Raw genomic sequence first — 25280 nt, 5'->3', positions numbered from 1 at the left:
TGACCAAAAGAGCAATAAATAAAAGAGCTGAGGAGCCCAGCGACGTGGATACAGCCTTCATACAAGTTCCATTTGACTGGTTACTTAGGGATACAAATCAACCTTTTATTCTATCGCAAACTAACATCACACAATACAAAAACTTGCATGTGTTAGCAGCGGCACCAAAAGGTGGCCACGCTATTTGTAAGCGAATACACAGTCAATAAGAGCGCACGGGTACGGCACGGTTAAGCACCCTCAACCCGCACCGGCACTCCAGCGATATGTGCCTGCCAGGCGCGCGGGCCGCTTTTGTGGATGGCCTCGCCGCCACTGTCGACGGCGACTATCACGGGCATGTCTTTGAGTTCAAACTCGCGCATGGCTTCCATGCCCAGATCTTCGAAGGCCACCAGCCGTGAGTGGCGGATGGCCTTGGCGACCAGATAGGCCGCGCCGCCGACGGCCATGAGGTAGACTGCGCCATGCTCCTTGATGGCGGCGATGGCGGTTGGACCGCGTTCGGCCTTGCCGATCATGCCAAGCAGCCCAGTCCGGGCTAGCAGTCGCGGGGTGAATTTGTCCATGCGGGTGGATGTGGTGGGGCCGGCCGGGCCGACGACCTCATCGCGCACGGGGTCGACCGGACCGACGTAATAGATGAAGCGGTCGGTCAGGTCCACGCCCGGCGGTAGCGGCTCGCCGCGTTCGAGCAGCTCGAGCATACGCTTGTGCGCGGCATCGCGCCCGGTCAGCACCCGCCCGGACAGCAGCAGGCGCTCACCGGCGCGCCATTGCCGAACCTGGTCGCGGGTGATGGTGTCGAGATCGACCCGCCGCGCGCCGGCGCTCGGGTCCCAGTCGATGGCGGGCCAGTCCTCAAGCCGTGGTGGCTGGAAGTTAGCCGGTCCCGAGCCATCGAGGGTGAAATGCAGATGCCGGGTGGCCGCGCAGTTGGGAATCAGCGCCACCGGCAGCGAGGCGGCATGGGTCGGAAAGGTACGAATTTTCACATCCAGCACAGTGGTCAGCCCGCCCAGTCCCTGGGCGCCGATGCCCAGGGCGTTGATCTTTTCGTACAACTCCAGGCGCAGCCGCTCGATGTCATTCGCCGGGCCGCGTTCGCGCAACTCGTGCAGATCAATGTCCTCGAGCAGTGCCTCCTTGGCCAACAACATGGCCTTCTCGGCCGAGCCGCCGATGCCAATGCCGAGCATCCCGGGTGGACACCAACCGGCGCCAAGCTTGGGGACTGTCTCGAGCACCCAGTCAACCAGGCTGTCGCTTGGGTTGAGAATGGCGAACCGTGCTTTGTTCTCCGAGCCGCCGCCCTTCGCCGCCAGCCGCACATCAACAGTGTCACCCGGCACCAACTCGACATGCACCACCGCCGGGGTGTTGTCGCCGGTGTTCTTGCGCTGGCCGATCGGCGGCGACACCATGGAGGCACGCAGCGGATTATCCGGATGCTGATAGGCGCGGCGCACGCCCTCGTCGATCAGGGCTTGCAGGCTGACATCCCGGTCCCAGCGCACCCGCATGCCGACCTTGACCATGACCACCACCATTCCGGTGTCCTGGCAGATGGGCCGCTGCCCAAGTGCGCACAGGCGCGAGTTGACCAGCAACTGCGCCATGGCATCCTTGGCCTGTGGCGAGTCCTCGCGCAGATAGGCCTGATGCAGGGCATGCAGATAATCCGGTGGGTGGTAATACGAGATATATTGGAGCGCATCGGCAACGCTGGTAATCAGGTCATCGGCGCGGATTTCAGTGGCCGTATGGGCTTGTGGCATGGATCATCGCTCGGCGGGTTGTCGTGGCGCTCAGTATAAACGACCCACCCAGGCCCCATGCCAACCCTGCAAGCTTCCCAGCAATTCAAACTATCGTTTTTCAGCGCTCGGTTGTTGGCCCGGTGATCAGGGCATCTCAGAACTAAGCAGAGGGCTTGGCGACATCGGATCCTCGACCTCGCCTTTGATGATCTCGGCCGCCGTCACCTCACGTCCGTAATAGGCCCTGTTCGCATCCTCATCCCTGAAGATATCCGAGACACTGGCGGCGAAATCGCCATAACGGCCCCTCGGTCGCGGACCAGACGGCGATATCGGTGCCCTTGCCGATCGAGGTTTGCGTGCGCTCAGAGTCATCAACAAGGGTGTAGCCGGTGTCCGAGTTGAGCGCGAAATTGTGCCTCTCGCCAAAGCTCTCCACAAGATCGCCCGACATGATCATGAAGGCAATCTCTCCAGCCTCGGCGCCCGCCGCGGCACCAATCTGGCGATGCGCGCCTCGTTCGCGGGCGAGTCGCAGACTCATCGCTTGTGCCAGATGCAGTGAATGTGCCACCTGTCTAGATGACTTAGGTGCCTGCTCTGGGCTGTGCGCACAGGCAGAGGGCTCGGTGGAGATACCGCTAGAGATGCGACGGGCGCATTTGAGCACTCGTGGCACCCGAGGGTAACCGCGTTGTTCTTGAGCCGCTGGGGCATAGCCACCACCAGCGGCTCAAATCACCCGTTTAAGGCCGATCGCGGACGCTGTCGTGGGTCAATGCCGCCATCGAGATCACACCATTTAACCCGCGGCAACGGCCGATGGCCCAATCAAAGCAACTAGTACTCAATTTGCTTGGCGCAAAGGAGCCAGCTTGTCCTTCTCCCCCGTTCCTTATTCGCCGCTTAGCACTTCGTTTGCCGATGTCCAACCACGACCCTGTCGATACCGGTCCCAACACCTTGTCAGACGGCGCTCCAAACACTGCGGCGCTGAATGACAGTGCAGATGAGCGCCGCGATAGGCGCTCGGATGCGCTTTCGGATGGGGCCGGCAAGGGCCGTGGCATCGCCGGACAGATCGCAGCCTACTTCATCGACTCGCCACTGACGCCCTTGCTGCTGCTGACGACGCTGGGGATCGGCATCCTCGGCCTGCTGACCACCCCACGGCAGGAGGATCCAGATATCTCAGTGCCGATGGTCGATATCAAGCTGCGCTATCCGGGCGCCTCGTCCGGGCAGGTCGCACGCCTCGCCGTGGAGCCGCTGGAACGGCTGATGAGCGAGCTGAGCGATGTCGAGCACGTCTACTCGGTCAGCCGCCGCGAGCAAGCACTGATTACGGTGCGCTTCGAGGTCGGCACATCGATCGACGCCGCCGTCGTCGGCGTCCACGACACCATCGAGTCGAACCTGAATCAGGTACCGCCAGACCTGACCGAATGGCTGGTGCAGCCGAAGACCATCGATGACGTGCCGGTGTTGACCCTGACCCTTTGGTCCGACCGGATCGACGATGCCCGCCTGCGAATGCTCGCCCTACATCTGTTGCAGGAGCTCAAGCAGGTCGAGAACACCGGCAACGGATTCGTGGTCGGCGGACGCCAACGCGAGATCAGCATTGAGCCGCAGCCGGAGCTGCTGCGAGGCTATGGGATCAGTCTGGATCAGCTCGCCGAGACCATCCGCGGCGCCAATGCCAATGCTGGGCGCGGTACCGGCAGCGTCGAGCAAGGCGCAACCCACCGTTCGGTCTCGGCCGGCCACGACCTTGAGGGCGCCCGCGAGATCGAGCGTCTGGTCATCGACACCAAGGGCGGGCTCTCCGTTTACGTCGGCGACGTGGCCAGCGTCAATGCGGGCGCTGAGCATCCCGACCATGCGGTGTTTTTCTACACCGGACCGAGCTATCCGGCGGATGACTCGGCCAAGGCTGCCGGCGCGGTCACCATCGCCATCGCCAAGCAGCCCCGCGCCAATGGTGTGACCCTGACCAACGACCTGTTGAAGCGGCTCGAGCAGCTCAAGGGGTCGATGATCCCGGAGCAGGTGCAGGTCGCGGTCACCCGAAACTATGGCGAGACCGCCGACCGCAAGGTCAACGAGCTGCTGCTGTCGCTGGTCGGCGCCACGGCCGCCGTCGCGCTCTTGTCGTTGATCGCCATCGGCCTGCGCCCGGCGCTGATTGTGCTGGCGGTGATCCCGGTGGTGATCCTGCTGACGGTCTGGTCGGCCGGGGCACTCGGCTTCTCCATCAATCGGGTCAGCCTGTTCGCGTTGATCTTCTCGATCGGCATCCTGGTCGATGACGCCACCGTGGTGGTCGAGAACATCTTCCGACGCTGGCTCGCCAAGGGCGCGACCGCCAAGGACGTCGCCCTCGACGCCGTCGGCGAGGTCGGCAATCCGACCATTATCGCGACTCTGACCGTGCTGGCGGCGCTGCTGCCGATGGGCTTCGTCACCGGCATGATGGGTCCCTACATGCGCCCGATTCCGATCCTGGGCTCGGTGGCGATGCTGTTCTCGCTGTTCGCGGCCTTCGTCTTCACGCCCTGGCTCGCCTACCGGCTGCGCCCGAAGCTCGCGGTCTTGGAGCGCTCGGCACAGCGCGAGCACCGGCTGCAGGGCTGGATCGACCGCGCCTACCGACCGCTGATCGAGCCGCTGATCGAGCGACGACAGACCCGCTGGCTGTTCCTGATTGCCATCATCGTCGCCTTCATTGCAGCAGTGGCGATGCTACCGCTGAAAGCGGTGACGGTGAAAATGCTGCCCTATGACAACAAGCGGGAGATCGACGTTGTCATCGACCTGCCCGAGGGGAGCTCGCTACCGACCACCGCCAATGCCACTCATCAGCTCGCACAACAGCTGCGCGGCATCCCTGAGGTGCGCTCATTGCAGGCCTATATCGGCACCGCGGCACCGTTCGACTTCAACGGCCTGGTCCGGCATTACTATCTGCGCCAGGATCCCTGGCTAGCCGATATCCAGGTACGGCTGCTGGACAAGGACGAGCGCAAGCGCAGCAGCCACGCCATCGCGCAGGTCGTCCGCGAGCAGCTCACACCGCTGGCGAAAGAGCATGACGCCCACATCAACGTAGTCGAGATGCCGCCAGGCCCGCCAGTACTGCAGACCCTGGTGGCCGAGGTCTATGGCCCCACGCCCGGGGCACGGCGCGGCTTCGCCGAGGACCTGACCGAGATGTTCGCGGCCGCCGACGGGGTGGTCGATGTCGATAACCGGCTGCAGGCGCCGCACAGTCGTTGGCACTTCCAGGTTGACAATGAGAAGGCGAGCCGCAACGGCGTCGATGTCGACAGCATCAGCCGCAACCTGGCGATGGCGATGGGCGGCTACAGCCTCGGCGACATCGCCCAGGAGCGCTTGCTGGAGCCAGTTGAGATCAAGCTCCAAATGCCGCTGGCCACCCGCACCCAGCTCCATCGTCTCGGCGAGCTACCGATCCCCGCCAGCAGCGGCGAGGGGCGCATGGTGCCGCTCGCCGAGCTCGGGCGCTTCATCGAGGTGCCGGCGGACCAGCTGATCTATCACAAGGATCTAAGACTGGTGGAATACGTCACCGCTGGCATGGAGGGCCGCCTGGGGGCGCCGATCTACGGGATGCTCCAGGTCGAGCAAGCCCTCGAGGACTCTGTCGCGCCGGATGGGACTGAGGCGCCGCGCGGCACCCTTACCGGCCCACCGAAGCCCGGCACCACCGCCTTCGAATGGTCCGGTGAGTGGACCGTGACCTACAAAACCTTCCGCGATCTCGGCATCGCCTTCGGCGCGGCACTGCTGCTGATCTACGTTCTGCTGGTGGCCGAGTTTCGCAACTTCATCCAACCGGCGGTGATCATGGCGCCGATCCCGCTGACACTGATCGGCATCCTTCCGGGCCACTGGCTGCTCGGCGCCGAGTTCACCGCGACCTCGATGATCGGCTTCATCGCGCTGGCCGGCATCGAGGTGCGTAACTCCATCCTACTGGTGGACTTTGCCCAGGATGCGGTGCGCCGCGGCCTGTCGGTGCGCGATGCGGTGGTCGAGGCTGGCCGCACTCGCCTGCGGCCGGTCTGGGTCACGGACCTGACCATGATGGCCGGCGCCTTTGCGATCCTGTTCGACCCGATCTTCCAGGGTATGGCAATCTCGTTGCTGTTCGGCCCCATCGTTGCGGTACCGCTGACGCTGATCGTGGTGCCGCTGGGCTGCATTGCCACCGGTTGGGCATTTCATGGGGCCAAGCAAGAGTCCGAGGCCTCCGCGACAGCAACGCACTGATCATCAATCCGCATGCATGACGACCAACAAGACACCGACCAAGAGCGCTCCGCACCAACGAGCGCTTCCTCCCGCGAGAGTTGCCCCGCAAGTCCTTCCCTCTGAGAGTTCTGCCAATGAATGATCCCTACCTAATCTTCCATCTGAGCGACATCCATTTCGGGCTCGAGGACAATCGCGCCCTGGACTGGGTGAAGCAAGAGATTGCCGACAAGCAACCCGATGCGGTGGCCATCACTGGTGATCTGACCATGCGCGCAAGACAGCACGAGTTCGACGCGGCTTGCGCCTGGATACGCTCTTTGGAGGCCTCGGTCACGGTCGAGGTGGGCAACCACGACCTGCCCTATTTCAATCCGATCCAACGCTTCTTCGACCCGTACAAGCGGATACGAGCCATTGCCGACAAGGTCGAGGTGGAGATCGACCTGCCAGGACTTGCGATCGTGCCACTCAAGACCGTCGCCCGCTGGCAGCCGCGCCCGAACTGGTCCAAAGGCTGGGTGACCGAGGCAGCGCTGGAGCGATGCCTCGCCCGGCTCGATGCGCTACCCAAGGGGACGCGCGCACTGGTAACCGCCCACCACCCGCTACGGGAAGCCGGCACCCAGGGCACCGCATTGACCAGACACGGCCAGAAGGCACTGACCGAGCTGGCCAAGCGCGAAGTGCTCGCCGTGCTCTCGGGTCATGTCCATGATGCCTTCGACCTCACCGAGGAGACGGAACAGGGGGCGGTGCGCATGATCGGTGCTGGCACCTTGTCACGGCGCCTGCGCTCAACACCACCGAGCTTCAACGAGCTGCGCTGGGATGGCGAACAGCTCGCGGTCTCTGTGTGCAATCTCGAAGGCTACGACACAGCGGAGATGATGATCAACGAGGTTCCCGAGGACGCGATGCCACCGCGCAAGCCCGATGAGCCGGTCGCTCCGGTCGATCAGGTTCCGCGCACCGATCCGCCGGTGCATTGAGGCCCTTGAGGATCTTGCAATAGTCTGTCATCCCTCCTCAGGCGGCGATGTTGCACGGCCGACACTCGGCATAGGCGGCCAGGTTATCGACCGGCGTCTCCAGGATGCGCTTAACCGCCTCACGGGTGTTGAAGGCGCTGTGCGGTGTGACCACGACATTGCGCAAATGGATCAGCACCTGCCCGGCAAGCAGGTTGCTCAGATCATGGCGGCTCTCATAGACGGAGCGCAGCAGCTCGGCCTCCTCACGCACCACGGGCTCCTCCGGCAGCACATCCAGACCGGCCGCCGCGATCCTGCCCTCCACCAGGGCACGCGCCAGCGCGCGGTGGTCGACGAAGCTGCCGCGCGCCGTGTTGATTAGAATCGCGCCATCGTGCATGCGATCAAACTGCTCGTTCAAGATCATGTTCCGGGTCTTGTCATTGCCGGGCACATTGGCCACCGTAACGCCGCGCTCGAGACAACAGCGGTTGGTGTCGATATAGTCAACGCCGGTCGAGCGCGAGGCAATCACCTCGAGCTTGGGCATTGCCGCTAACACATCTCGGTTGATCGACGAATAGATAAAGGTGCTCACCGCCTCGGCGTCGGCATAGCGCGCGGCATTCGTCGGCCGCAGGGGCTCGCTCATGAACAGGATCTCGTGCTCACCATCCAGGCGATCAAAGGCTCCGGCTTCCCAGTTCTAAACACCAAAGACATAGATTTTCATGGTAGAGAATCCACAACCGGATCGATCAAGCCAACCAGCCCAAGCAGTTGGAGTCCTCCGAGCTCACCCGCTTCGAGCCGGCGCGCCGCCTCGTCCGCATCACCTTCAACGGGCCCCGTGGTCAGCGCAAGCACGCGGAAACCGCGACCACTCAGGTCATCGACCTGCGCTTGCAGGTCTTTGGCGTCAGCACAGAACGGCAGCACGGCCTCGGCAGCGCCCTTCACATAGGCTTGCAGCCCCTCATCGCCCTGATTGAAGGTGGCTGCCGGGCGGCGCTTGGACATGAACGGCACTCGCGCCTGCTCGGGTTGACGCTCCAGCAACTGCGCACGCGTCAGCCCCAGACGCTGGCCGAGCACGAGGAAGGCCACATCGACGGTGTCACCATCGGCCTCGAGATCACCCTCATCAGTCTCGCGTAGCTCAGCCTCGTTGCAGAGCACGCCGGTGCTGGCCAGGCGCTGCACCGCCGCTTGCGTCGCCTCGTCGGGTGTCTCGCCGCCGTCACCCTCGCCGCCATCGTCGGGACGCAGCCGGTCACCCTCCGGGTTCTCGCCGACATCGACCCGAACCCGAGCGCTGCCCGGCAATGCGATGCGGGTGATGGTGAGCTCGTTGGCGGTCAGGGTGCCGATCTTGTCGCTCGCGATCAGCGTACAGGTGCCGAGTCCCTCGACCGCCGGCAGCCGACGCACGATGAGGTTGCGCTCGGCCATCCGATGCCGCCCGATCGACAGGGCCACGGTGATGGCAACCGGCAGCTCGGCCGGGATGGCCGAGACGGATGTGCGTGCATGCTCCTGCCCAGCGGTCAGATCACGCACTTTGCCAGGCAGCATGTTGGCGATGGACTGCGCTATTCACCGAATATGCGCAGATTTTTGGCACTATCTACACCAAGGCTGACCTCGTCGAAGTGATCGTCGAGCATGCCCTGGAGATACTGATGGCCGACGTGCTCATGGCAACTGACACAGCCCTCGCCGAGTTCGCCCTCGGAGTAGATAGGGAGTCTCCTTCGATTTGGACAATCATTGGATCAGGTTCCGATCTGATAGCTGGTCGCGAGGCGATGACCTGACGCGAGGTCCAGTCGATCTCGGTGGTCGCGCAATGGAAGCAGAAGCTTCTTGAAGGCAGGCAGAAACCGGGCCAACTCGGAGAAGCGCGCCGCTGCGTGCCTTTTGGATGCTGTGGTCTGGGCGCAGTGACCCAAGCGCTGCCAGCTGTAGTGGTTCATAGGCCCCAGGGATGCGGCATTTGAACCACTCCTTGCCACCGCGGTGACTCAGCATCGGTCCAATCGGAACTCCAGATAGCCGGCCCGATTCCTGCTTAGCACAACCGGCACGATGCCTGCGGGATGTCTGCCAAAAGAGCCGTAGAGCGATCCAGATAAAACAGACAGCAACTGCACGAGAGATTCAATGTCTAGCGTTGAACAACAGTCCGGCGCCAAGCCTAGGCTCCGCGAACGGCTCAAGGCGCTGCGGCCGAATTTCGGCCGGCCCACCAAGACCAGTCCTACTCAGCCCGGCGGGACACCGCCTTGGCGGAATGCCCTCTATGCCTTGATCGCGATCTTTGCGCTGTCGGCGGCCCTGAGCTTGTTCCGCTCGCCGGGGCCGCAAGCGATCTCCTATACCGAGCTAAAAGAGGCCGTGCGCGATGGCCGGGTCGCGCAGGTGACCTTCGAGGGCCAGCGGGTCAGCGGGCGATTCATCGAGCCCGAGGAGAGCCAGCGCACCACTGACAACGCGAAAGATGGCCCCCCAGATGGCCACCCAGGTGAAACTTCTGGCGAGACAGAAGACGAGACGCAGCAGGCCAGCGCGGCGACAGCCGAAACCGGCGGGCGTTTCATCAGCACCCTGCCCCAAGTGCAAGATCCGAGGCTTTTAGATCTGCTCGAGCAGCATGATGTCGAGATCGATGCCGAGTCGACCGAGACTGGCCTGTTCAGCCGCGTGCTGATCACTCTGCTGCCTTGGCTGCTGATCCTCGGCCTGTTCTTGTACCTCAGCAACCGCATGCAGCGACGCATGATGGGTGGCGATGGCCAAGGCGGCGGCCTCTTCGGGATCGGCAAATCCAAGGCAAAACGCGTCGAGTCCGAAGAGGTCGACACCAGCCTCGAGGAGGTCGCGGGGCTTGCGAACGCCAAGGCCGACCTGCAGGAGATCATCGACCATCTGTCCGACCCGCAGCGCTTTCGTGCCCTGGGAGCCAAACTCCCGAAGGGTGTCCTGTTGGTCGGACCGCCCGGCACCGGAAAGACCCTGCTGGCACGAGCCGTCGCCGGCGAGGCTGGCGTGCCCTTCTTCAACGTGAGCGGCTCCGAGTTCGTCGAGATGTTCGTCGGCGTCGGCGCCTCGCGCGTGCGCAACCTCTTTGACGATGCGAAGAAGCAAAGCCCCTGTGTGTTGTTTATCGATGAGATCGATGCCATCGGCCGCTCGCGCGGCACCGGCATGGCCAGCGGCGGTGGCGGTAACGACGAGCGCGAGCAGACGCTGAATCAGATCTTGAACGAGATGGACGGCTTCTCGCCGCACGAGGATGTGGTGGTGCTCGCCGCGACCAATCGGCCCGACGTGCTCGATCACGCCCTGCTGCGCCCAGGGCGTTTCGACCGCAAGGTCTACCTGGAGCGACCCGACCGCGATGCTCGCCACGCGATTCTCAAGATCCACGCCGCCAAGGTGGTCTTGAGCGAGGATGTCGATCTAGAGCGCGTGGCCGAGCGCACCGTCGGCTTTTCCGGTGCCGATCTCGAGAACCTGGTCAATGAGGCAGCGCTGCTCGCCGGCCGTGCCAAGCAGGACGCAGTCGAAATGTCACAGTTCTCGCAGGCACGCGACAAGATTGTACTCGGTGCCGAACGTGAGCAGGCTGTTGATGACGAGCAGCGCGAGCTGGTCGCCTATCACGAGTCCGGCCATGCCCTGTTGGCCTGGCTGCTGCCCAATGCCGATCAACTCGACAAGGTCACCATCATCCCCCGCGGACGCGCCCTCGGCGCGACCGAGCAGGTGCCGCCCGAGGGGCGTCATACCTATCGCCAGAGCTACCTGCGTGATCGCATCGCGGTGATGTTGGGGGGGCGTATCGCCGAGCTGGTGATCTTTGACGAGGTCACCACCGGGGCCGAGGCCGATCTCGATCAGGCCACCGAGCTGGCCAGACGGATGGTCAGCCGCTGGGGCATGAGCGAGGCAATCGGGCCGGTCGCGTTCAAGTATCCGGATGATCAAGGCGCGCCTGCGTTGGCGATGGGTGCACGCAAATTCAGCGATGCCACTGCCCAGAGAGTCGATGCCGAGATCAAATCACTGATCGATGGGATCGAGCAGCATGCGCGACAGCTCGTCGACGAGAACCGCGACCGCCTCGAACGCTTGGCCAAGCGCCTGCTCGAGGCTGAAACCCTCAGCCGCGAGCAGATCGATGTGGTGCTGAATCGCTAGCACAGGGCGAGATCCATCCTATCCTTGGCTTGGATTTCTTATCCGTTCGCCAGTCGGGGCCAAGTCCCAGCACCAGGCCGTCGAGAATTTTCACCAACCTCCATGCCCCGCGCCTCGGCGCAGGTGCATGAGCATCCGAATTGCGGGAAATCGGTCTTCTAGTGAGCACGATATTTGAAATCACCTTCCCGTCTTTCCCGTCTTGGCGGCTCCGCCGCTCGTGGGCTGAGCGGCCAATTACAACAGCGCATCCATATCGGTTCTCTTGATCCTTCAATCAAGGCGGCAGAGCCGCCAAGACAGCGTGCCGAGGCAGAGCCTCGGCACGAGGAACCCGGCGACATGCAGATGGACAGCTTCAACTTCTCGCTGGTCTTCGGCTGGCATCCACTGGTCGAGGGGTCGCGGCGGTTGAAGGAACAACAGCATTAGTCAGGGCTGGAGTTGCGGCAAGCGGATTTACTTGCCGCGGATTTCATGGCGCTTCCAATCGGGCACATGAAGCCTCAGCAGCGCCTTGAACAGCTTGCCATGATTGGGCACGCGCAAGTCATCGCCGCCGACGAAACCGAAGAAGTAATCGAACCCCATGCCGATGGGCCATTGGGTGAAAGGCCCAGCCTGGCTCGCCTGGTAGGTGGGCGTGTTGTGGTCCTTGCCGAACCAGCTGGTGGCGTAGACGTTTTCGCGCAGGATGCGCCCAATGGTGGCGTTATCGGCGCCAATCACGCTGTTGTAGCCAGGGAAGCCGGTGGCCTGTTCGGCAATGACGCCAAAGCCCGCCGAGTGGTGGTTGCGCCCGGTCAGCAGCGCGGCACGGTTCGGCGAGCAGAGCGCGGTGGAAAACATGCGGTTGTAGCGCAGCCCTTCGTTGGCGATGCGATCCATACTCGGGGTCGGGATCACGCCGCCAAAGGTGCTCGGTACGCCAAAACCGGAGTCATCGGTGATGATCAACAGGATGTTGGGCGCAACCTTGGGCGGCACCACGGTCGGCGACCACCAGGGCGTCGATTGCAGCGTCTGCTGCTTGATCTCGCCCTGGAAGGGCGCTGGCGGCGGCGGCAACTGGTCGCCAGTGATGCTGGCCTTGGCGGCTGGTGAGCCGGCCTCGCCCAAGACCGTGATACCGAGGATGAACGCCCGATTATTAGCCCTTCGCACCCGCTTGAAAAACACAATTCGCGACAAATTGCGATCCGTCACTCCCCGATCTCGAAAACCCTGGAGAAACAAGAACTCAGGTTCTCAGCGATCAATGCCTATCGGCGCGGCCCGGGTCAGTCTCGGTGGGTTGCGCTTTCCGCCACGCCCCTGCTGTCATGCCGGACCAGTGACGAAAGGCGTGCGAGAAGGGCCCGCTGCCCGCATAGCCAAACAAATAGGCAATCTCGCTGACGGGCAACTGGGTATCGCGCAACAACTGTCGCGCCAGATCATGGCGCGCCTTAGCCAACAACGCCGCGAAGGTCACGCCTTCTTCGCGCAATCGCCGATTGAGGGTTCGCGGATGCATGGCGAATAGCTGCGCCACATCCGCCCGCTCAGGGCCAGCGCGAGTCCCGCAAGATCCGGCCACCAGCAGGCGCAGCAGCACAAGGCGCACCTCGTCGGCCAGGCCCAGATCGCTGATTGCACCCAGGGATTCGAGATCCGACTTGGCCTTGGCATAGGCGGGCGCATCCGCGTCCAAGCAAGGGCGCTTGAGATCGGCGGCCGGAAACACCACCGCCGCCTGCTGCGCGCCGAAACACAGCGGCGCGCGAAAGTGCTCCCGAAAAGACGCACTGTCCGCGGGCGGTTCTCGAAACAAGCGGACTTCGCTCGCCTGCCAGTCCGGGCCGGCCAGCTCGCGGATCATGTTCCAGGCGATGGCTAGGGCGCCATCGTAGAAATGATCTGTATCGACCACATCCGAGCACCACAGAGTGTAACCAAAACGCGCCTGTTGTCCGTCCACACAGAGATAGGGAATGGCGCCCCGGTCATGCAGGTGCAAGTGCAGGATCAGGGTGCGCAAGGCCGCGACCACCGTGGGCGCCAACCGCATGGCGCGACCAACAACGCCGGCCACATCCAGTCCCGACCCCTGACCGAGCGCCAGCCCCGGATAGGCGCAGGCGGTATTCGTCGCGACATACGCCAGCAGGCGACCCACGGCGCTAAAGGCAATGGTGTTATCCGGGTCGCTGAACCACTCCGGACGGCAGCCACAGCCGCGAATCACCGCGTCTGGATCCAGCACTCGCGGGCCATCAGTCGCGGCAAATCCCGCACCACGGATGCGCACCATGCCGTTGCTCGCCAGGCCCAGTGCCGCCAGCCGGCAGGCGGGGGAAATCGCTCGTCTGGGCATCGCGTGAATTCCGCTTCTTTGATCAGATGACGGTAGAGGTTCAATGACGATGAGATTGCGCAAACGGGCCTGCTGGACAGAGAATGACGGAGCAACGCCGCTTTATCACTTGAATCTTATTGTTTAATCCCGCGACAAATCCACCTTTTCATGCCGTCAGTGCTTTAATGCATGAATCTAAGGCGCCAAGCCCCCCTCACCGCCGAGAGACACCCGCATGAAATTCTTCAACACCGAGGGCCCAGTACGCTCCGAGATGCACTATGTGCTGCCACCACTCGGGCGCTGGGACTTAGACGAAGTGCTGCGGATGATCGCGCAGCAAAAATATTTCCTGCTCCACGCCCCGCGCCAGACCGGCAAGACCTCCTGTTTGCTGGCGTTGATGGAACGGCTCAACCGCGAGGGACACTATCTGGCGGTCTATGCCAATCTCGAAACCGCCCAGGCGGCGCGCGAGAATATTGAACTCGCCATGACCGACATTGTGCAGACCATCGCCGCCGAAGCGCGTTTAGAACACGGCGACACCGGCCTGTACGCACTCGCCGACGAGATACTGGCGCGCAATGCTCCCACCCGTGCCCTGCGCGAATTTCTCACCCAATGGTGCGAACGCAGCGACCGCCCGCTGGTGCTCTTTCTCGACGAGGTCGATGCCCTGGTCGGCGACACCCTGATCTCGCTGCTGCGCCAAGTGCGCGGCGGCTATCGCCAACGACCGCGCTCCTTTCCCAATACCATCGTGCTGTGCGGCGTGCGCGACCTGCGCGACTATCGCATCCACGCCAGCTCCGAGGAGGAAGCCATCACCGGCGGCAGCGCCTTTAACATCAAGGCCGAATCCCTGCGCCTGGGCGATTTCAATGTCGACGAAGTCAATGCGCTACTCTCCGAGCACACCCGAGAAACCGGGCAGGTTTTCACCCCCGAGGCGCTGGCGCGGGTCTGGACGCTCACTCAGGGGCAACCCTGGCTGGTCAACGCCCTGGCCTACGAGAGTTGTTTTCGGATTCCCACCGGGCGTAATCTTAGCCACCCCATTGATGTCGATCTGATCGACCAGGCCAAGGAAAATTTGATCCTGCGCCGGGTTACCCATCTCGACCAGCTTGCCGATAAGCTGCGCGAACCTCGGGTGCGGCGCATCATCGAGCCGATGATGGCTGGCATGTCCCTGGATGAAGTACCGGTGGAGAGTATCGAATACCTGACCGATCTCGGCCTGTTGCGGCGCGTGAACGGCAGCATCGCCGTCGCAAACCCCATCTATCGCGAAGTGCTGCCGCGCATGTTGGCCTTCACGCCAGAGGCCTCGTTGCCGCAGATCCGCCCCACCTGGCTGACCGCGACGGGCGCACTCGACCCCGAGGCGCTGTTCGCTGCGTTCATTGCCTTCTGGCGTCAACATGGCGAGGCGCTGCTCGGCAGCGCGCCCTATCATGAAATCGCGCCCCACCTAGTGCTGATGGCCTTTTTGCAGCGGGTGGTCAACGGCGGCGGCAGCCTGGAGCGGGAATACGCCATCGGGCGTGGGCGCATGGATCTGTGCCTGAGATATGGACACCTGACCCTGGGCATGGAGCTGAAAGTCTGGCGCCCCGGCGCCGCCGATCCGCTCACCGAGGGACTCACGCAGATCGATGAGTATCTGGCCGGCTTGGGGCTGGACAGCGGCTGGCTGGTGATCTTCGACCGCCGGCCCGGCATCCCGCCGCTGGCCGAGCGCCTGCACAGCGAGGACACCCAGACCCCGAGCGGGCGCGCGGTGCGGCTGGTCAGGGCTTAATGCTATCGCACCGCGCGAGCGGGATTCAGGCCGCCGCCATCATCGCCATCGGCGGTTCTGATTCATTCGTCGAAAAACGCGGTTCCCTGCGCTGAAAAGATGTTGACCAGCACGGAGCGATCTAGGTAGCGGTTACCGCGCTCGCAGGAAGTTTCTGGCGCAAACAGGCAAGCATGGCAACACGCGCCCTGAATGGTGCGTCCCATTAGATCCGGTCGATGCTCGGCGCAGAGTGGGTCGGATGCACACAGGCGCATGCTCTCCAGCGCCTGGGAGAGATGGCGTCCGAGGGTCAGGGGTTCGCCGAGTTCCACCAGCCCGCCGAGGGTGCCTTCGCTATCGGGAGCTGCGGTATAGAGCAGCAGGCCAGCCATGGGGCCGCCCTCCTCGTCGGGGCGGCGCGCATAAAGCCGTTCGCGCACGCTGGCGGCGGTGTAGCCGCTGTCCAAGACGATCTGGCGCATCAGGCGGATCTTCCGCCGTGTACGCTGCAAAATTACCGAATAAGCTGTTGATAAAAATGAATAAAAAAGCCTAACCCGCGGATGAGCTTACTGACTACATCGCCGTGGTGGCGGTGTTACTGCAGCGCTTTGGCGGTTTGGCGGGGGAAGCGCAGGCCGAGTGCGTCGAGGAGATTGCATTGCTCCTCATCGGGTTGAATGAGACGCGCGTAACGGTGGCCTTTGACCTCGTGGATCAAATAGGTCAATCGATTGAGTGCCGCTAACGCATCATCGACTGTCATGGCATGGGGATCCTCATCGGTGGTGCCAAAGGCCCGATGTAATAGGGATTGAAACAGGCGGGTGATTATCAGTGCCAGCATGGCCACGAAGACATGGGCTTTGGTGCGCTAGCCATTGCGGAGAAAAATCGGACGGATCTCCAGGAAATCCGTTTTCTTGGTTCTAAAATTGCGTTCGACTTGTTGCAAGTCGCGATAGCGCTCATCGACCGTCTGGCCATCCATGACAGCGACCGGCACGGTGGTTTCCAAGACATAGCAACCATCCAACAGCGCGGCTTGCGCCAATTGCTCTTGATCGATGCTGAAGTGGAGTTGATCCCCCTGCAGCGTCAAGCTCACAAAGCCATGGAGTTTGTAACGCTTGATCCAAAGCTCCAGCTGGCGCAATCCTGCCGCTGGATCGGCACGTGTGGATTCACTGACGAAGGTATTACGATCATTGATGCGTCATTCGGCTTGATTTAAATGGTTTCAAGGCAAGGGGGTGGCACCGTGCCGAAAGTTCGCTCAGCGCCACGCCGCAAGCTGCGCATTCCAGCGCTCAGGGACGCGGACGAAGCCGCGGGCGTCGAAGTCTTCGGCATTCAGGTGGCGCAATACAGGCATCGGGCTTCTCCCTCGGGTTGGGTTCAGGTCAGTCTGACCCAAGTGCAGCAAATTCGGGGCCGCATGACGGGCGGCACTGGACGCTCTTGCTGCGACCGCGCGGCCGCAATGCCACGGGCTGCCCTGCAATGTCAGCATTTCACTGCCCAAGGTCCCAGGGGATCGAGCCCCCACAAAGGTCAGGAGTTTGATCAGAATCCAAGAGAATCCGCGTGCAAGGACGCGGCACAGGTCGCACGGCTCCGCAGTGCAGATTCCATTCGTACTGGAAAGTGCCCGGGGCATTTGCGCCTCCGCCGGGGCAATTGCACCATCCAGCGCCATCGGGTCTGGCAGTGGCCCATGACCTGTGACTTTGGTCGTTGGAAAGGCGGTGTGCGCTTCCCCCTTCAAACTTCCCCTTCACACTTCAAACTTGCGCCTCCTGGCGCAATGTTTGCTTGATCCTCCGCATGGACTGCTCAACCGCCGGTCGCCGTGCTGGGGATTTTCACATGCATGCTCTCTCGGATATCGTCTCGCGCCTGCTCGCGCACATGCAGCCGATCGTCTTCCTCGGCTCGGCGGCACTGGTGTTGTGCTTTGTCAGCTTTGGCACGGGCTGGCCGGAGGCGGCGCAAAACGTCTTCGGCACCCTTCAGCGCGGGATCATTGCCAACTTTGGCTGGCTCTATATTCTCGGTGCCTCGGGGTTGTTGGTCTTTGTGCTGGGGCTCTTGATCAGTCCCTATCGCCACATCCGCCTGGGCGGCGACCAGGCCGAGCCGGAGTTTGGCTACCTGGCCTGGTTCGCCATGTTGTTCAGCGCCGGCATGGGTACCGGGCTGGTATTCTGGGGCGTGGCCGAGCCGCTGACCCACTGGAGTCAGCCGCCGTTTGCGCCCGACCCGGCGGAAGGCGCGCTGCGCGAGGCGATGCGCCTGACCTATTTCCACTGGGGGCTGCATCCCTGGGCGATTTACATCGTCTTCGGGCTGTCCCTGGCCTATTTTCATTTTCGTCACGACCTGCCACTGGCGCCGCGTTCCCTGCTCTACCCAATGATTGGCGAGCGCATTCACGGCCCCATCGGGCATGGGGTGGACATTCTCGCCACGGTGGGCACGCTGTTTGGCGTGGCGACCTCGCTCGGGCTGGGTGCCATGCAGATCAACGCCGGCTTGGAGCAGACCGCCGGCATTGGCCAGAGCACGGCCACCCAGGTGGGCCTGATCGCGCTCATCACTGCCATCGCCACCGTCTCGGTGGTGAGTGGCGTGAGGCATGGCATTCGCTGGCTATCGACGGTCAACCTGGCCTTGGCCGGCTTGCTGATGGGCTTTGTGTTGGTATTCGGCCCGACAGTTTTTCAAATCAAGCTGCTGATTTCCTCGACCGGCGCCTACCTGCAGGAGTTAATCGACGCCAGCCTGTGGCTGGAGCTGCGCCCGGACACCGACCCCAACAACCGCTGGCAGGCGGACTGGACGCTGTTTTACTGGAGCTGGTGGATTTCCTGGTCACCCTTCGTCGGGGTGTTCGTGGCGCGCATCTCGCGCGGGCGCACCATCGGGGAGTTTATTCTGTCGGTTCTTCTGGCGCCTGTGGCTGTAACCTTTCTGTGGTTCGCGGTCTTTGGCGGCACGGCGCTTTATCAGCAGGTACAGGGCGGTGCCGAACTCGCCGGGGTGGTGGTGGAGGATGCCGCCGCCGGGCTGCACGCCTTGCTCGGCACCCTGCCCTTGAGCGCCATCACCTCGCTGCTGGCCACCCTGATGGTGGTAGTGTTCTTTGTCACCTCCTCGGATTCGGGCTCGCTGGTGGATGACATGGTCACCTCCGGCGGCGATCCGCATCCGCCACGCGCGCAGCGGGTATTTTGGGCGGTTGCCGAGGGGCTGGTGGCGGCAACCCTATTACTCTCGGGCGGTCTGCAGGCGCTGCGCACCGCATCTTTGACCTCGGGGCTGCCGATGACAGTGCTGCTGTTGATCACGGCCTGGGGGCTATTGCGTGCTCTGCAGGCGGACGAGACCGCACGCGGGATTCCGAGCAAGTCAGCGCTGCGCGGACACTAATACCATGCACAGGGCCTATCTGATTCTCTCGCGGGTGCTCTATGCTTTTTCCAGTCTGGTACTGACCAGTATCAGCCTGGCCTTGATCGCGGTGGCCGTGGTGGATGTCTGGGAAGCACTGCGGACCGGTAGCAGCCTCAAGCCATCGATGCTCGATGGCATCGGCCTGGTGGTGGTCGCGCTCGCGGTGTTCGATGTCGGGAAGTATCTGATGGAAGAGGAAGTCCTGCGCAACCGTGAACTGCGCTCGGCCACGGAGGCACGCGAGACCCTGACCAAGTTTCTGGTCATCATTGTGATCGCGGTGAGTCTGGAAGCCTTGGTGTTCATACTGGGCGCCGCGAATGGTGGTCTGCGTCTGCTGATCTATCCGTCCATCCTGCTGGCCACCGCGGCTGCCATGGTGGCAGCCTTGGCCCTGTATCTGCGCTTGAGTAGTTCCGCTGAAAGGCGTCTGCCGCGAGCCTGAGGGCACGGCAGGAGGAGGTTGAGGATCGACAGGAGCAAGACACCCGAGCGCTGTTTGATCGGACGTGACTGGTTTAAATGGACCACCGCTGGTGCTTATGCACCCGTCCCGCGAGGCTCGCTTTTCAACAATCTGGCAGAGTGCCCAAACAGCTTGCTGAAGCTATCGGACCAGTCATGGCCGGCTTCCAGCACATGGTCCCGGGCGACGGCGCCCAGGCGATCGCGCTCGCGCGCCACCGCGAGGATGTTCTTGGCCATGCTCCGCGCATCGCCCACCGGACCCAACCGGCCCCAGGCCGGTTGGACACGCTCGCGCAGCGCGCCGGCATCGACGCCGACCACCGGCAGCCCGGAGGCCTCGGCCTCCACCACGGCCAGGCCGAAGGTCTCATAAGGCCCGGCGGTCACATAGATGTCCGCCGAAGCCAGGCGTTCGGCATAGCGCCCAGGGTCGCGTTCATAGGGCAGCACATGCAGGCGTTCCCTGGCATCGGCCTCGGCTTCGAGTTGCTCACGCAAAGGCCCCTCGCCCATCAGTGCCAGGTGAAAGCGCGGCGACTCGGGCAAGCAGATGAAGGCATCGACCAGCACCTTCACGGCCTTTTCGCTGTCGAGGCGCCCGCAGTAGAGCAACAGCCACTCATCCTCGGCGACACCCAGCGCTCGGCGCCAGGCCGGGTCGCGCCGGTGCGGGCCATAGTGATTCAGATCGACGCCCAAGGGGATAATCGCGGTGTCGCGCACCCCATAGCGGCTCAGACGCGCGGCCTGCGCGGGCGTGGCCGCCAGGGTGAGGTCACAGCGGCGAAACACGGAGCCGAAGGCGCTCTCAGCGCCCTCCTCCGCCCAATCGCCGACCCGCTCGCCCCAATGCGCGAGCAGCTCACTGAACCCGGCCAGTTCCCCCGCCAGCCAGCGGCGCAGCGGCGCACCGACGTAGGTGTGGGCGATGTCGGTATGAAAGTAAGCGGTCACCGGGCAGCGGCGGCCAGACTCCTGGCACTCCGCGCGATAACGAAAGGCCGCCCAGGGAGCGACGAACACGCTTCCCAGCTCGATCAGATCAGGCGTCTGCTCGACCAGGGCTTGGTGCACCGGGCCGGGGCCGGGAAAGATGCGGTAGGGCGCGGCGCCGGGAATCACCGGGCTCTTGATCTCAACCTGGGTCAGACGCCCATCGCGTTGGACGAGGTCGCGCTCGCCAGGGACGATCAACACATGCTCGTCGGTGGTGTGCTCGGCTATGAAACGGCGCTTGTGATCGATGTAGGTGCGAATGCCGCCGCTGGTGTCGGTGTAGGCAAAGGTGAGATCGCAATAGCGCATGGGGGAATTCTCGCGAGTGGGAAAGATGCGGGCGCGCTCAGGTGCCCGCGGCAGCCGGGCGCGGCGTCACGGACTGATCGAAGCCGGTGCGAAAGGGCCGCTCGCCGCGACCGTCGCGCCACACGCCTTCGATGCGGTCGGCTTCCGGCATGACCAACCGCGGGGTGCCGCCCAGACGCGGCCACGAAAGCTCGACGCGCACACCGAGGCAGCGCGCCGGCAGGCGCGGGCGCGGGCGCGGCGCCCCGTCGCGCTCTTCGAGCCCGAGCAGCACCTCGATCAGCAATGGATTGACCAGCCCGGACCAGCCGACGAAGTCGCGCTGCGGCCCGGCGCCCAGGGTCAGGGTCTTCCACCAGTTGCCGCGTTTGCGCCGCAGCGCGCGTGTGGGGCAGCTCGGGATCGTAGAACTCATAGATCTGCCGCTCGTGGTCGAACACCCGATAGACGCCGGCGCACAAGCGCAGCGCCAGCTCGCCGGCCGCGCGCGTATAGCCATGGCGCAACAGGCCCTGGATGACCGCGTAGGCGGTGTTTAGCCACACCGGCCCGCGCCACATGTCTTTCTCGAAGCGGGCGTCAGCGCGATCCACCGAGGGCAAGGGTATTGGGGTACCAAAGTGCGCCGGTGCGGTGATGCGCGCAACCAGCCGCCGCGCCTGTTTGGCATCGGGAACCCCGGCCCACAGCGGCAGGAGCGAGGCGATGGTCGCTACCCGCAGCGGTTGACCGGCGGCATCGCGGTCATAGTAGAGCCCGTCGGTCTCGTCCCAAAGCAGGCGATTGATCCGGGCGCGCAGAGTCTCTGCCTGCTCGGCATGCCGCTCGGCCTCCGCAGCCTTCCCCAGGCGTTGTGCCATGGCGCTCAAGGCCTCGAGTTGTAACACCACATAGGTGCTGAAGTCCGGCGCCGCCAGCGTCCCTCGCGCACCGCGAGCACCGCGAGCACCGAGGCCAGCACCTCGGCGGCGACGTCAGAATCCAAGTGCTGCCAGATGGGCGCGATAAAGGCCGAGTCCCAGAGGTAAATGCCTTGAAACGCCGGGCCAGGGCGCGCCGAGCGATGGGGCGAAAGCAGCCCGGCGGTCTGCAGGTTGGCGAACAGCAGCGCATGGACCTCGGCGAAGCCGGCCGCGAAGTCCCTCAGCACGCCGTCACGCCCAGCATCGAGCACACGTGGGCGCGGTGGGGCTTCTTGCACGCCTTTTTTCCGCACGACCGCCGGCGGCAATTCGATCGGGGTCAGACCGGCCCGGCCGGTCAGGATGCGCGAGAACACCATCAGATTCAGCCCATAGCGCAACGCCCGCCAGCCGCGTCCGCCATAGAGCGCCACAGCGCTGGTGTGGGCACGCAGATGAGGGATTCGATCCTGGATCGGCGCGCGTGGAGAAGTTCGGTTGGGCATGCGGACTCCGGCGGGAAAGGCGTTGGGATCTCCCCGCGTCGGCTGCAACCGCCGTGCCACCGGATTGGCCCCGGCAGAGGGTGGTTTTGAACCAGGCGCTGACTGACAACCGCGATGGACTTAACCTTCTCGGGATCTCAAAACTGGCACAGCTCATGCTAGCACTGTCGTCAAAGGCGTTCGACTGAATCGAGTCCCCGACCTTCAGGCTACCGAGCGCGAAGCATTCCATCTCGCAACGCTGCGCGGGAGATCGCTACAGTAGATCACTATCAGGAGATCATTATGACAAGGCGCAAACAGCAAATCCTCGCCATCGCAACTCTGATCAGCTTGCCCCACTTGGCCACGGCCACCTCAGTTCCTCAGTTCGATCCGAACTATTTCACCCAAGGGCAATACCAGGGGCATGCCTGGGTGAGCGGCGGCATTGGCACCCATGAGCGGGAGCAGCTCAGCAAACATTTCGGTCAGGACTACAACCTAAAACTGGAGTTTGCCCGCGTCGATGGGCACTACCTGGGCGATGTGGCTGTGACCATCATGGATAGGCGCGGCGATCCGGTGCTTTCGGCGCCGTCGCCAGGGCCCTGGTTCCTGGCGAACTTGCCCGCCGGGGAGTATCGGGTGATGGCCAGTGTCGATGAACGCAGCTTCGAGCGTCCCGTCTCCATCCCGGAACAGGGCTCGCGCACCCTCGTGTTCAACACTTGGCATCGCGACGAATAATCCAACAAAAGTGGTCGCCGCCGAACGACGGCGGCACGGCCCAGCCAACCCCGCGCGCAAGCCCATGCCTGGCAGCACCCCAGAACACAGATTGAGTCAAACACCAAGATCGCATATAGATGCAAATATTGGTGTCGAGCAAGATCATGGCGCAATGTCGGTGCGCATTTGATCCTCGGGCTGCTCCCGCGTGAGTGCGAAGCCGGGCTCAACAGCTTCCAGGCCGGCGGCAAGTATTTGCCAGGGATCATCCATGGGTAACAAAAACACAGCAGTCGTGCGGTATCCATGGGAAACTCCATGACAATAATGACCAAATTTGATCGACCGTCCAAGTCATTTGAACCACTGCGGAAACGCTGAACAAACCACCATTTTCCTGCAATCTGGTGTATGGTCTCGGCCGCAAAAAGTCCATCGCTTCCGTGGCCCTAAGTTCGGCCCCGAACGATTGCGGATTTCAGGGCAAACAGCCACCCGCATGGTTCTGCTCCACGAGCAGACCCTGCGCGTTGAGCGGCCTTCCATCGGCGACTTTTCGTGGAGCTAGTGCGGGGTAACAGCAGCGCAACAGTTAAGACGGGAGAAACCGCCGCAATGAGTTGCAACTAGTTTATCCTATACCCCATGTTTACCGATTGCAGGGAAGAAGTAAGGCTATACGAATCCGCGTTCTGCTAGGGAACTGGTCATCACGCGTGCCAAGGATCAGAGACGCCCCGCCGATGAGAAAACTCATCAAGCGGGAGCGCCCTGCATCCTTCAATCATGTCCCCCAGATCGAAATGCCGCCCCTGATCCCTAGCGATGAGGCGATCATCGCTAGTCGTTCGATCAATAGGTCAGATCTGGATTGGGCTTCGCTTCCTCATAGATCTCGGGGTTCTTTTCAGTCGGAGCCTTATCCGTCTCGCCTTGGTCGACCAAGTCCGGATTTTCATCGGCGAGACCTTTATAGACCTTGGCCTTCGAACCCGTTTCCTGCTCCGTCTCCTGGGGAGTCGCCGGTAACGGGTTTCCGGTTAGATCGGGGTTTTCCTCGGCAAGCCCTTTGTAGACCTCCTGAGCCATAGCACCCGATACAAACAGCAAGGTTGCAAAAAATGTTGTGGCAAGTGCGCATCTTTTTTTCATATGTTAAGCCCTCGTGCTAATTGATTGGCAAGAACAGGGAAAGCAGAGAGCGTGCCAGACTGACAACAGCGGACATCGAATCGTTGGTCCTAAAACCATTCGACGGCGGGAACTCGGACAGAGGGCGGGAGCACAAGGTTTTTCAAGAAACCAATGCTCGCCACGGATCTGAATCCTTACAGATGGCGAGACTTGGAGCATCTCTCGACTCACATCGGTGGAATTGAGCCATAAGCCGGGCCAAATACACCGGGGCCAAGCCTGTGGTTGTTCACCCTAGGATTCCTGGGATGGATCGCGCCGCGGACCGGCGGTTCCTCGACGGCTTAAGAAACTACAATCTGAGCTAGACCGAACCCAGCGAGGCGAATCAGGCTCATGGAGCTGGCATCCGTATTGCTTCGCCGAGAGTCGAGAGTCGCGGCACTCTTGCAGCGGATGACCGTCCAACCCGGGTCTACCCAAATAGCTGCCGCACTTCTTGCAAAAGACTGCTCACATCAGGAGAAACACCAATGTTGCATCCCATCATCCAACCCCTGATCGCCCTGATCGCCGGCATCCTGATTCTGGTCCGGCCCGCGTTGCTCAATTTCATCGTTGCGATTTATCTGATCGCCGTCGGTGTCCTTGGCTTGCTTGGGCTGTCTGGACTCTGAACGGGAGCCCAATGCCCCTCTGTCCGGTCGATCAGACTCCCGCGCCCCGTACCCGTTTGACGTAGTCGGGCTCCGGCCCATGGGCTTGTTGAGCGGGTCGGCGCAACAGTGCCGCGATCTCCACCACGCCGAGGATGCTGGCATCGGTCGGGTCTTGGACCACCAAGCCCGGCTGATCGCTGTCGGCCAAGTGTTCGGCGACCTGATCGACCGGCGTCTGTGGTGCGCAGCGGTGCGGGCGGCTCATCACATCCGCCACGGTCAGCCGGGCGGGATCACGCCCGGTCACCAGGGCCTTGATGACAATGTCGCGCGCGCTCAGCATGCCGACCAGCTGGCCGCCATCGGTGACCGGTACCAAGGTCGTGGCGCCCTGGTCCAGCGCGCGCGCGCCATCGAGCAAGGGCGCATCGGCCGCGACCGGCGCCACATCCGAGCGCAGGACTTCAATCAAGCTCATAGCCTCACCCCTGTTTGGTTGGTGTCGGATGCGCTTTGGCGCCTGAGCCGAGGCGCTCAAGCGCCTGCAGCACGGCGGCGAGCTGCTCGCTGGCCTGGCAGGGGTCGTCCGCCGCCAGGTCACTGGTCATGGCTTCTTCATCGGCCACCAGTTTTTCGCGCAGATCGAGCTCCCATTGATGCAGATGACCGATTTTCTCGTCCTGGCTCAAGTCCTGCCGAGCCAGCAGCACGGCAGGATCCGGGCAGGGCATGGGTGCGGTGGCATTTCGGGGTTGTTTAGCGTTCATCGCCGTCATAGGTTCTCCGTTGCGTTGTGA

General features: G+C 62.9%; 25 protein-coding genes and 1 pseudogene. 10 read left to right on the top strand and 16 right to left on the bottom strand.

What is annotated here, in order from left to right; genetic code table 11:
* Positions 1 to 230: 230 nt before the first annotated feature.
* The 3 genes from Thiowin_RS07490 to Thiowin_RS07485 all read right to left on the bottom strand — a co-directional run bounded on the left by Thiowin_RS07490 (position 231) and on the right by Thiowin_RS07485 (position 2304).
* The gene (locus Thiowin_RS07490) at positions 231 to 1778 is read right to left on the bottom strand and encodes a fumarate hydratase (protein ID WP_328987123.1); all 1548 of its coding nucleotides are present in this window, start codon (positions 1776 to 1778) and stop codon (positions 231 to 233) included.
* Between the two features lie 126 nt (positions 1779 to 1904).
* On the bottom strand, positions 1905 to 2030 hold the full coding sequence (locus Thiowin_RS25220; RefSeq protein ID WP_408034204.1) for a YSC84-related protein: 126 nt from the start codon (positions 2028 to 2030) through the stop codon (positions 1905 to 1907).
* A complete protein-coding gene (locus Thiowin_RS07485; RefSeq protein ID WP_328987122.1) occupies positions 2017 to 2304 on the bottom strand; it encodes a hypothetical protein in 288 nt (95 codons plus the stop codon). Before Thiowin_RS07485 ends, Thiowin_RS25220 begins: the two co-directional genes overlap by 14 nt.
* Before the next feature lie 380 nt (positions 2305 to 2684).
* Here Thiowin_RS07485 and Thiowin_RS07480 point away from each other — a divergent pair, with 380 nt between their 5' ends.
* The gene (locus Thiowin_RS07480) at positions 2685 to 6056 is read left to right on the top strand and encodes an efflux RND transporter permease subunit (protein ID WP_328987121.1); all 3372 of its coding nucleotides are present in this window, start codon (positions 2685 to 2687) and stop codon (positions 6054 to 6056) included.
* A 116-nt stretch (positions 6057 to 6172) separates the two neighbouring features.
* The gene (locus Thiowin_RS07475) at positions 6173 to 7030 is read left to right on the top strand and encodes a metallophosphoesterase family protein (protein ID WP_328987120.1); all 858 of its coding nucleotides are present in this window, start codon (positions 6173 to 6175) and stop codon (positions 7028 to 7030) included.
* A 37-nt stretch (positions 7031 to 7067) separates the two neighbouring features.
* Here Thiowin_RS07475 and Thiowin_RS07470 read toward each other — a convergent pair whose 3' ends face one another.
* Together Thiowin_RS07470 and Thiowin_RS07465 are read right to left on the bottom strand one after the other, a co-directional pair.
* Entirely contained in the window at positions 7068 to 7664 is a 597-nt protein-coding gene (locus Thiowin_RS07470; protein ID WP_408034176.1) for an NAD(P)-dependent oxidoreductase, read from the bottom strand.
* 77 nt (positions 7665 to 7741) lie between these two features.
* Entirely contained in the window at positions 7742 to 8587 is an 846-nt protein-coding gene (locus Thiowin_RS07465) for a cation-translocating P-type ATPase (protein ID WP_328987119.1), read from the bottom strand.
* A gap of 588 nt (positions 8588 to 9175) precedes the next feature.
* Between Thiowin_RS07465 and ftsH the strand changes: the two genes are divergently transcribed.
* Positions 9176 to 11215, top strand: coding sequence for an ATP-dependent zinc metalloprotease FtsH (gene ftsH / locus Thiowin_RS07460; protein WP_328987118.1), 2040 nt, complete (start codon positions 9176 to 9178; stop codon positions 11213 to 11215).
* A gap of 174 nt (positions 11216 to 11389) precedes the next feature.
* Entirely contained in the window at positions 11390 to 11647 is a 258-nt protein-coding gene (locus Thiowin_RS07455; protein WP_328987117.1) for a hypothetical protein, read from the top strand.
* 27 nt (positions 11648 to 11674) lie between these two features.
* Here the strand turns inward: Thiowin_RS07455 and Thiowin_RS07450 are convergent, their stop codons facing one another.
* Both Thiowin_RS07450 and Thiowin_RS07445 read right to left on the bottom strand, forming a co-directional pair.
* Positions 11675 to 12421, bottom strand: coding sequence for a sulfatase-like hydrolase/transferase (locus Thiowin_RS07450; RefSeq protein ID WP_328987116.1), 747 nt, complete (start codon positions 12419 to 12421; stop codon positions 11675 to 11677).
* Between the two features lie 49 nt (positions 12422 to 12470).
* On the bottom strand, positions 12471 to 13571 hold the full coding sequence (locus tag Thiowin_RS07445) for an AraC family transcriptional regulator (RefSeq protein WP_328987115.1): 1101 nt from the start codon (positions 13569 to 13571) through the stop codon (positions 12471 to 12473).
* A 217-nt stretch (positions 13572 to 13788) separates the two neighbouring features.
* Here Thiowin_RS07445 and Thiowin_RS07440 point away from each other — a divergent pair, with 217 nt between their 5' ends.
* Positions 13789 to 15360, top strand: coding sequence for an ATP-binding protein (locus Thiowin_RS07440; protein ID WP_328987114.1), 1572 nt, complete (start codon positions 13789 to 13791; stop codon positions 15358 to 15360).
* 62 nt (positions 15361 to 15422) lie between these two features.
* Here the strand turns inward: Thiowin_RS07440 and Thiowin_RS07435 are convergent, their stop codons facing one another.
* Positions 15423 to 15824, bottom strand: a complete 402-nt coding sequence (locus Thiowin_RS07435) for a Zn-binding domain-containing protein (RefSeq protein WP_328987113.1) — start codon at positions 15822 to 15824, stop codon at positions 15423 to 15425.
* Between the two features lie 116 nt (positions 15825 to 15940).
* Positions 15941 to 16108 (bottom strand): hypothetical protein, encoded by a 168-nt coding sequence (locus Thiowin_RS07430; protein ID WP_328987112.1) that lies wholly within the window; start codon positions 16106 to 16108, stop codon positions 15941 to 15943.
* 48 nt (positions 16109 to 16156) lie between these two features.
* On the opposite strand from Thiowin_RS07430, the gene Thiowin_RS07425 reads away from it, so the two are divergent.
* The 3 genes from Thiowin_RS07425 (at position 16157) to Thiowin_RS07415 (ending at position 19243) form a co-directional block, all read left to right on the top strand.
* A complete protein-coding gene (locus Thiowin_RS07425; protein ID WP_328987111.1) occupies positions 16157 to 16576 on the top strand; it encodes a hypothetical protein in 420 nt (139 codons plus the stop codon).
* A 635-nt stretch (positions 16577 to 17211) separates the two neighbouring features.
* On the top strand, positions 17212 to 18774 hold the full coding sequence (locus Thiowin_RS07420; RefSeq protein WP_328988024.1) for a BCCT family transporter: 1563 nt from the start codon (positions 17212 to 17214) through the stop codon (positions 18772 to 18774).
* Between the two features lie 4 nt (positions 18775 to 18778).
* A complete protein-coding gene (locus Thiowin_RS07415; protein ID WP_328987110.1) occupies positions 18779 to 19243 on the top strand; it encodes a hypothetical protein in 465 nt (154 codons plus the stop codon).
* Between the two features lie 95 nt (positions 19244 to 19338).
* Here Thiowin_RS07415 and Thiowin_RS07410 read toward each other — a convergent pair whose 3' ends face one another.
* The 4 genes and pseudogenes from Thiowin_RS07410 to Thiowin_RS07400 all read right to left on the bottom strand — a co-directional run bounded on the left by Thiowin_RS07410 (position 19339) and on the right by Thiowin_RS07400 (position 21979).
* The gene (locus Thiowin_RS07410) at positions 19339 to 20571 is read right to left on the bottom strand and encodes a glycosyltransferase (protein ID WP_328987109.1); all 1233 of its coding nucleotides are present in this window, start codon (positions 20569 to 20571) and stop codon (positions 19339 to 19341) included.
* A gap of 37 nt (positions 20572 to 20608) precedes the next feature.
* A complete protein-coding gene (locus tag Thiowin_RS07405) occupies positions 20609 to 20986 on the bottom strand; it encodes a hypothetical protein (RefSeq protein WP_328987108.1) in 378 nt (125 codons plus the stop codon).
* 40 nt (positions 20987 to 21026) lie between these two features.
* Positions 21027 to 21458, bottom strand: a pseudogene (locus tag Thiowin_RS25215) (MGH1-like glycoside hydrolase domain-containing protein); the annotation flags it as partial.
* On the bottom strand, positions 21437 to 21979 hold the full coding sequence (locus tag Thiowin_RS07400) for a hypothetical protein (protein WP_328987107.1): 543 nt from the start codon (positions 21977 to 21979) through the stop codon (positions 21437 to 21439). The pseudogene Thiowin_RS25215 and the gene Thiowin_RS07400, both read right to left, overlap by 22 nt.
* Positions 21980 to 22264: 285 nt before the next feature.
* Here Thiowin_RS07400 and Thiowin_RS07395 point away from each other — a divergent pair, with 285 nt between their 5' ends.
* Complete coding sequence (locus Thiowin_RS07395) at positions 22265 to 22708, top strand: hypothetical protein (protein WP_328987106.1); 444 nt, start codon at positions 22265 to 22267, stop codon at positions 22706 to 22708.
* Between the two features lie 834 nt (positions 22709 to 23542).
* Here Thiowin_RS07395 and Thiowin_RS07390 read toward each other — a convergent pair.
* Positions 23543 to 23842, bottom strand: coding sequence for a hypothetical protein (locus Thiowin_RS07390; protein ID WP_328987105.1), 300 nt, complete (start codon positions 23840 to 23842; stop codon positions 23543 to 23545).
* 515 nt (positions 23843 to 24357) lie between these two features.
* Here Thiowin_RS07390 and Thiowin_RS07385 point away from each other — a divergent pair.
* A complete protein-coding gene (locus Thiowin_RS07385; protein ID WP_328987104.1) occupies positions 24358 to 24501 on the top strand; it encodes a DUF3096 domain-containing protein in 144 nt (47 codons plus the stop codon).
* Positions 24502 to 24532: 31 nt separating this feature from the next.
* Here Thiowin_RS07385 and Thiowin_RS07380 read toward each other — a convergent pair whose 3' ends face one another.
* Both Thiowin_RS07380 and Thiowin_RS07375 read right to left on the bottom strand, forming a co-directional pair.
* A complete protein-coding gene (locus tag Thiowin_RS07380) occupies positions 24533 to 24961 on the bottom strand; it encodes a CBS domain-containing protein (RefSeq protein WP_328987103.1) in 429 nt (142 codons plus the stop codon).
* A 4-nt stretch (positions 24962 to 24965) separates the two neighbouring features.
* Positions 24966 to 25250: a hypothetical protein gene (locus Thiowin_RS07375; RefSeq protein ID WP_328987102.1), complete on the bottom strand. Its 285-nt coding sequence runs from the start codon at positions 25248 to 25250 to the stop codon at positions 24966 to 24968.
* Positions 25251 to 25280 lie beyond the last annotated feature (30 nt).

Source organism: Thiorhodovibrio winogradskyi (assembly GCF_036208045.1).
Lineage (GTDB): Bacteria > Pseudomonadota > Gammaproteobacteria > Chromatiales > Chromatiaceae > Thiorhodovibrio > Thiorhodovibrio winogradskyi.
Note: the sequence above shows the minus strand (reverse complement) of the source record. Positions and strands in the feature narration are given on the sequence as shown.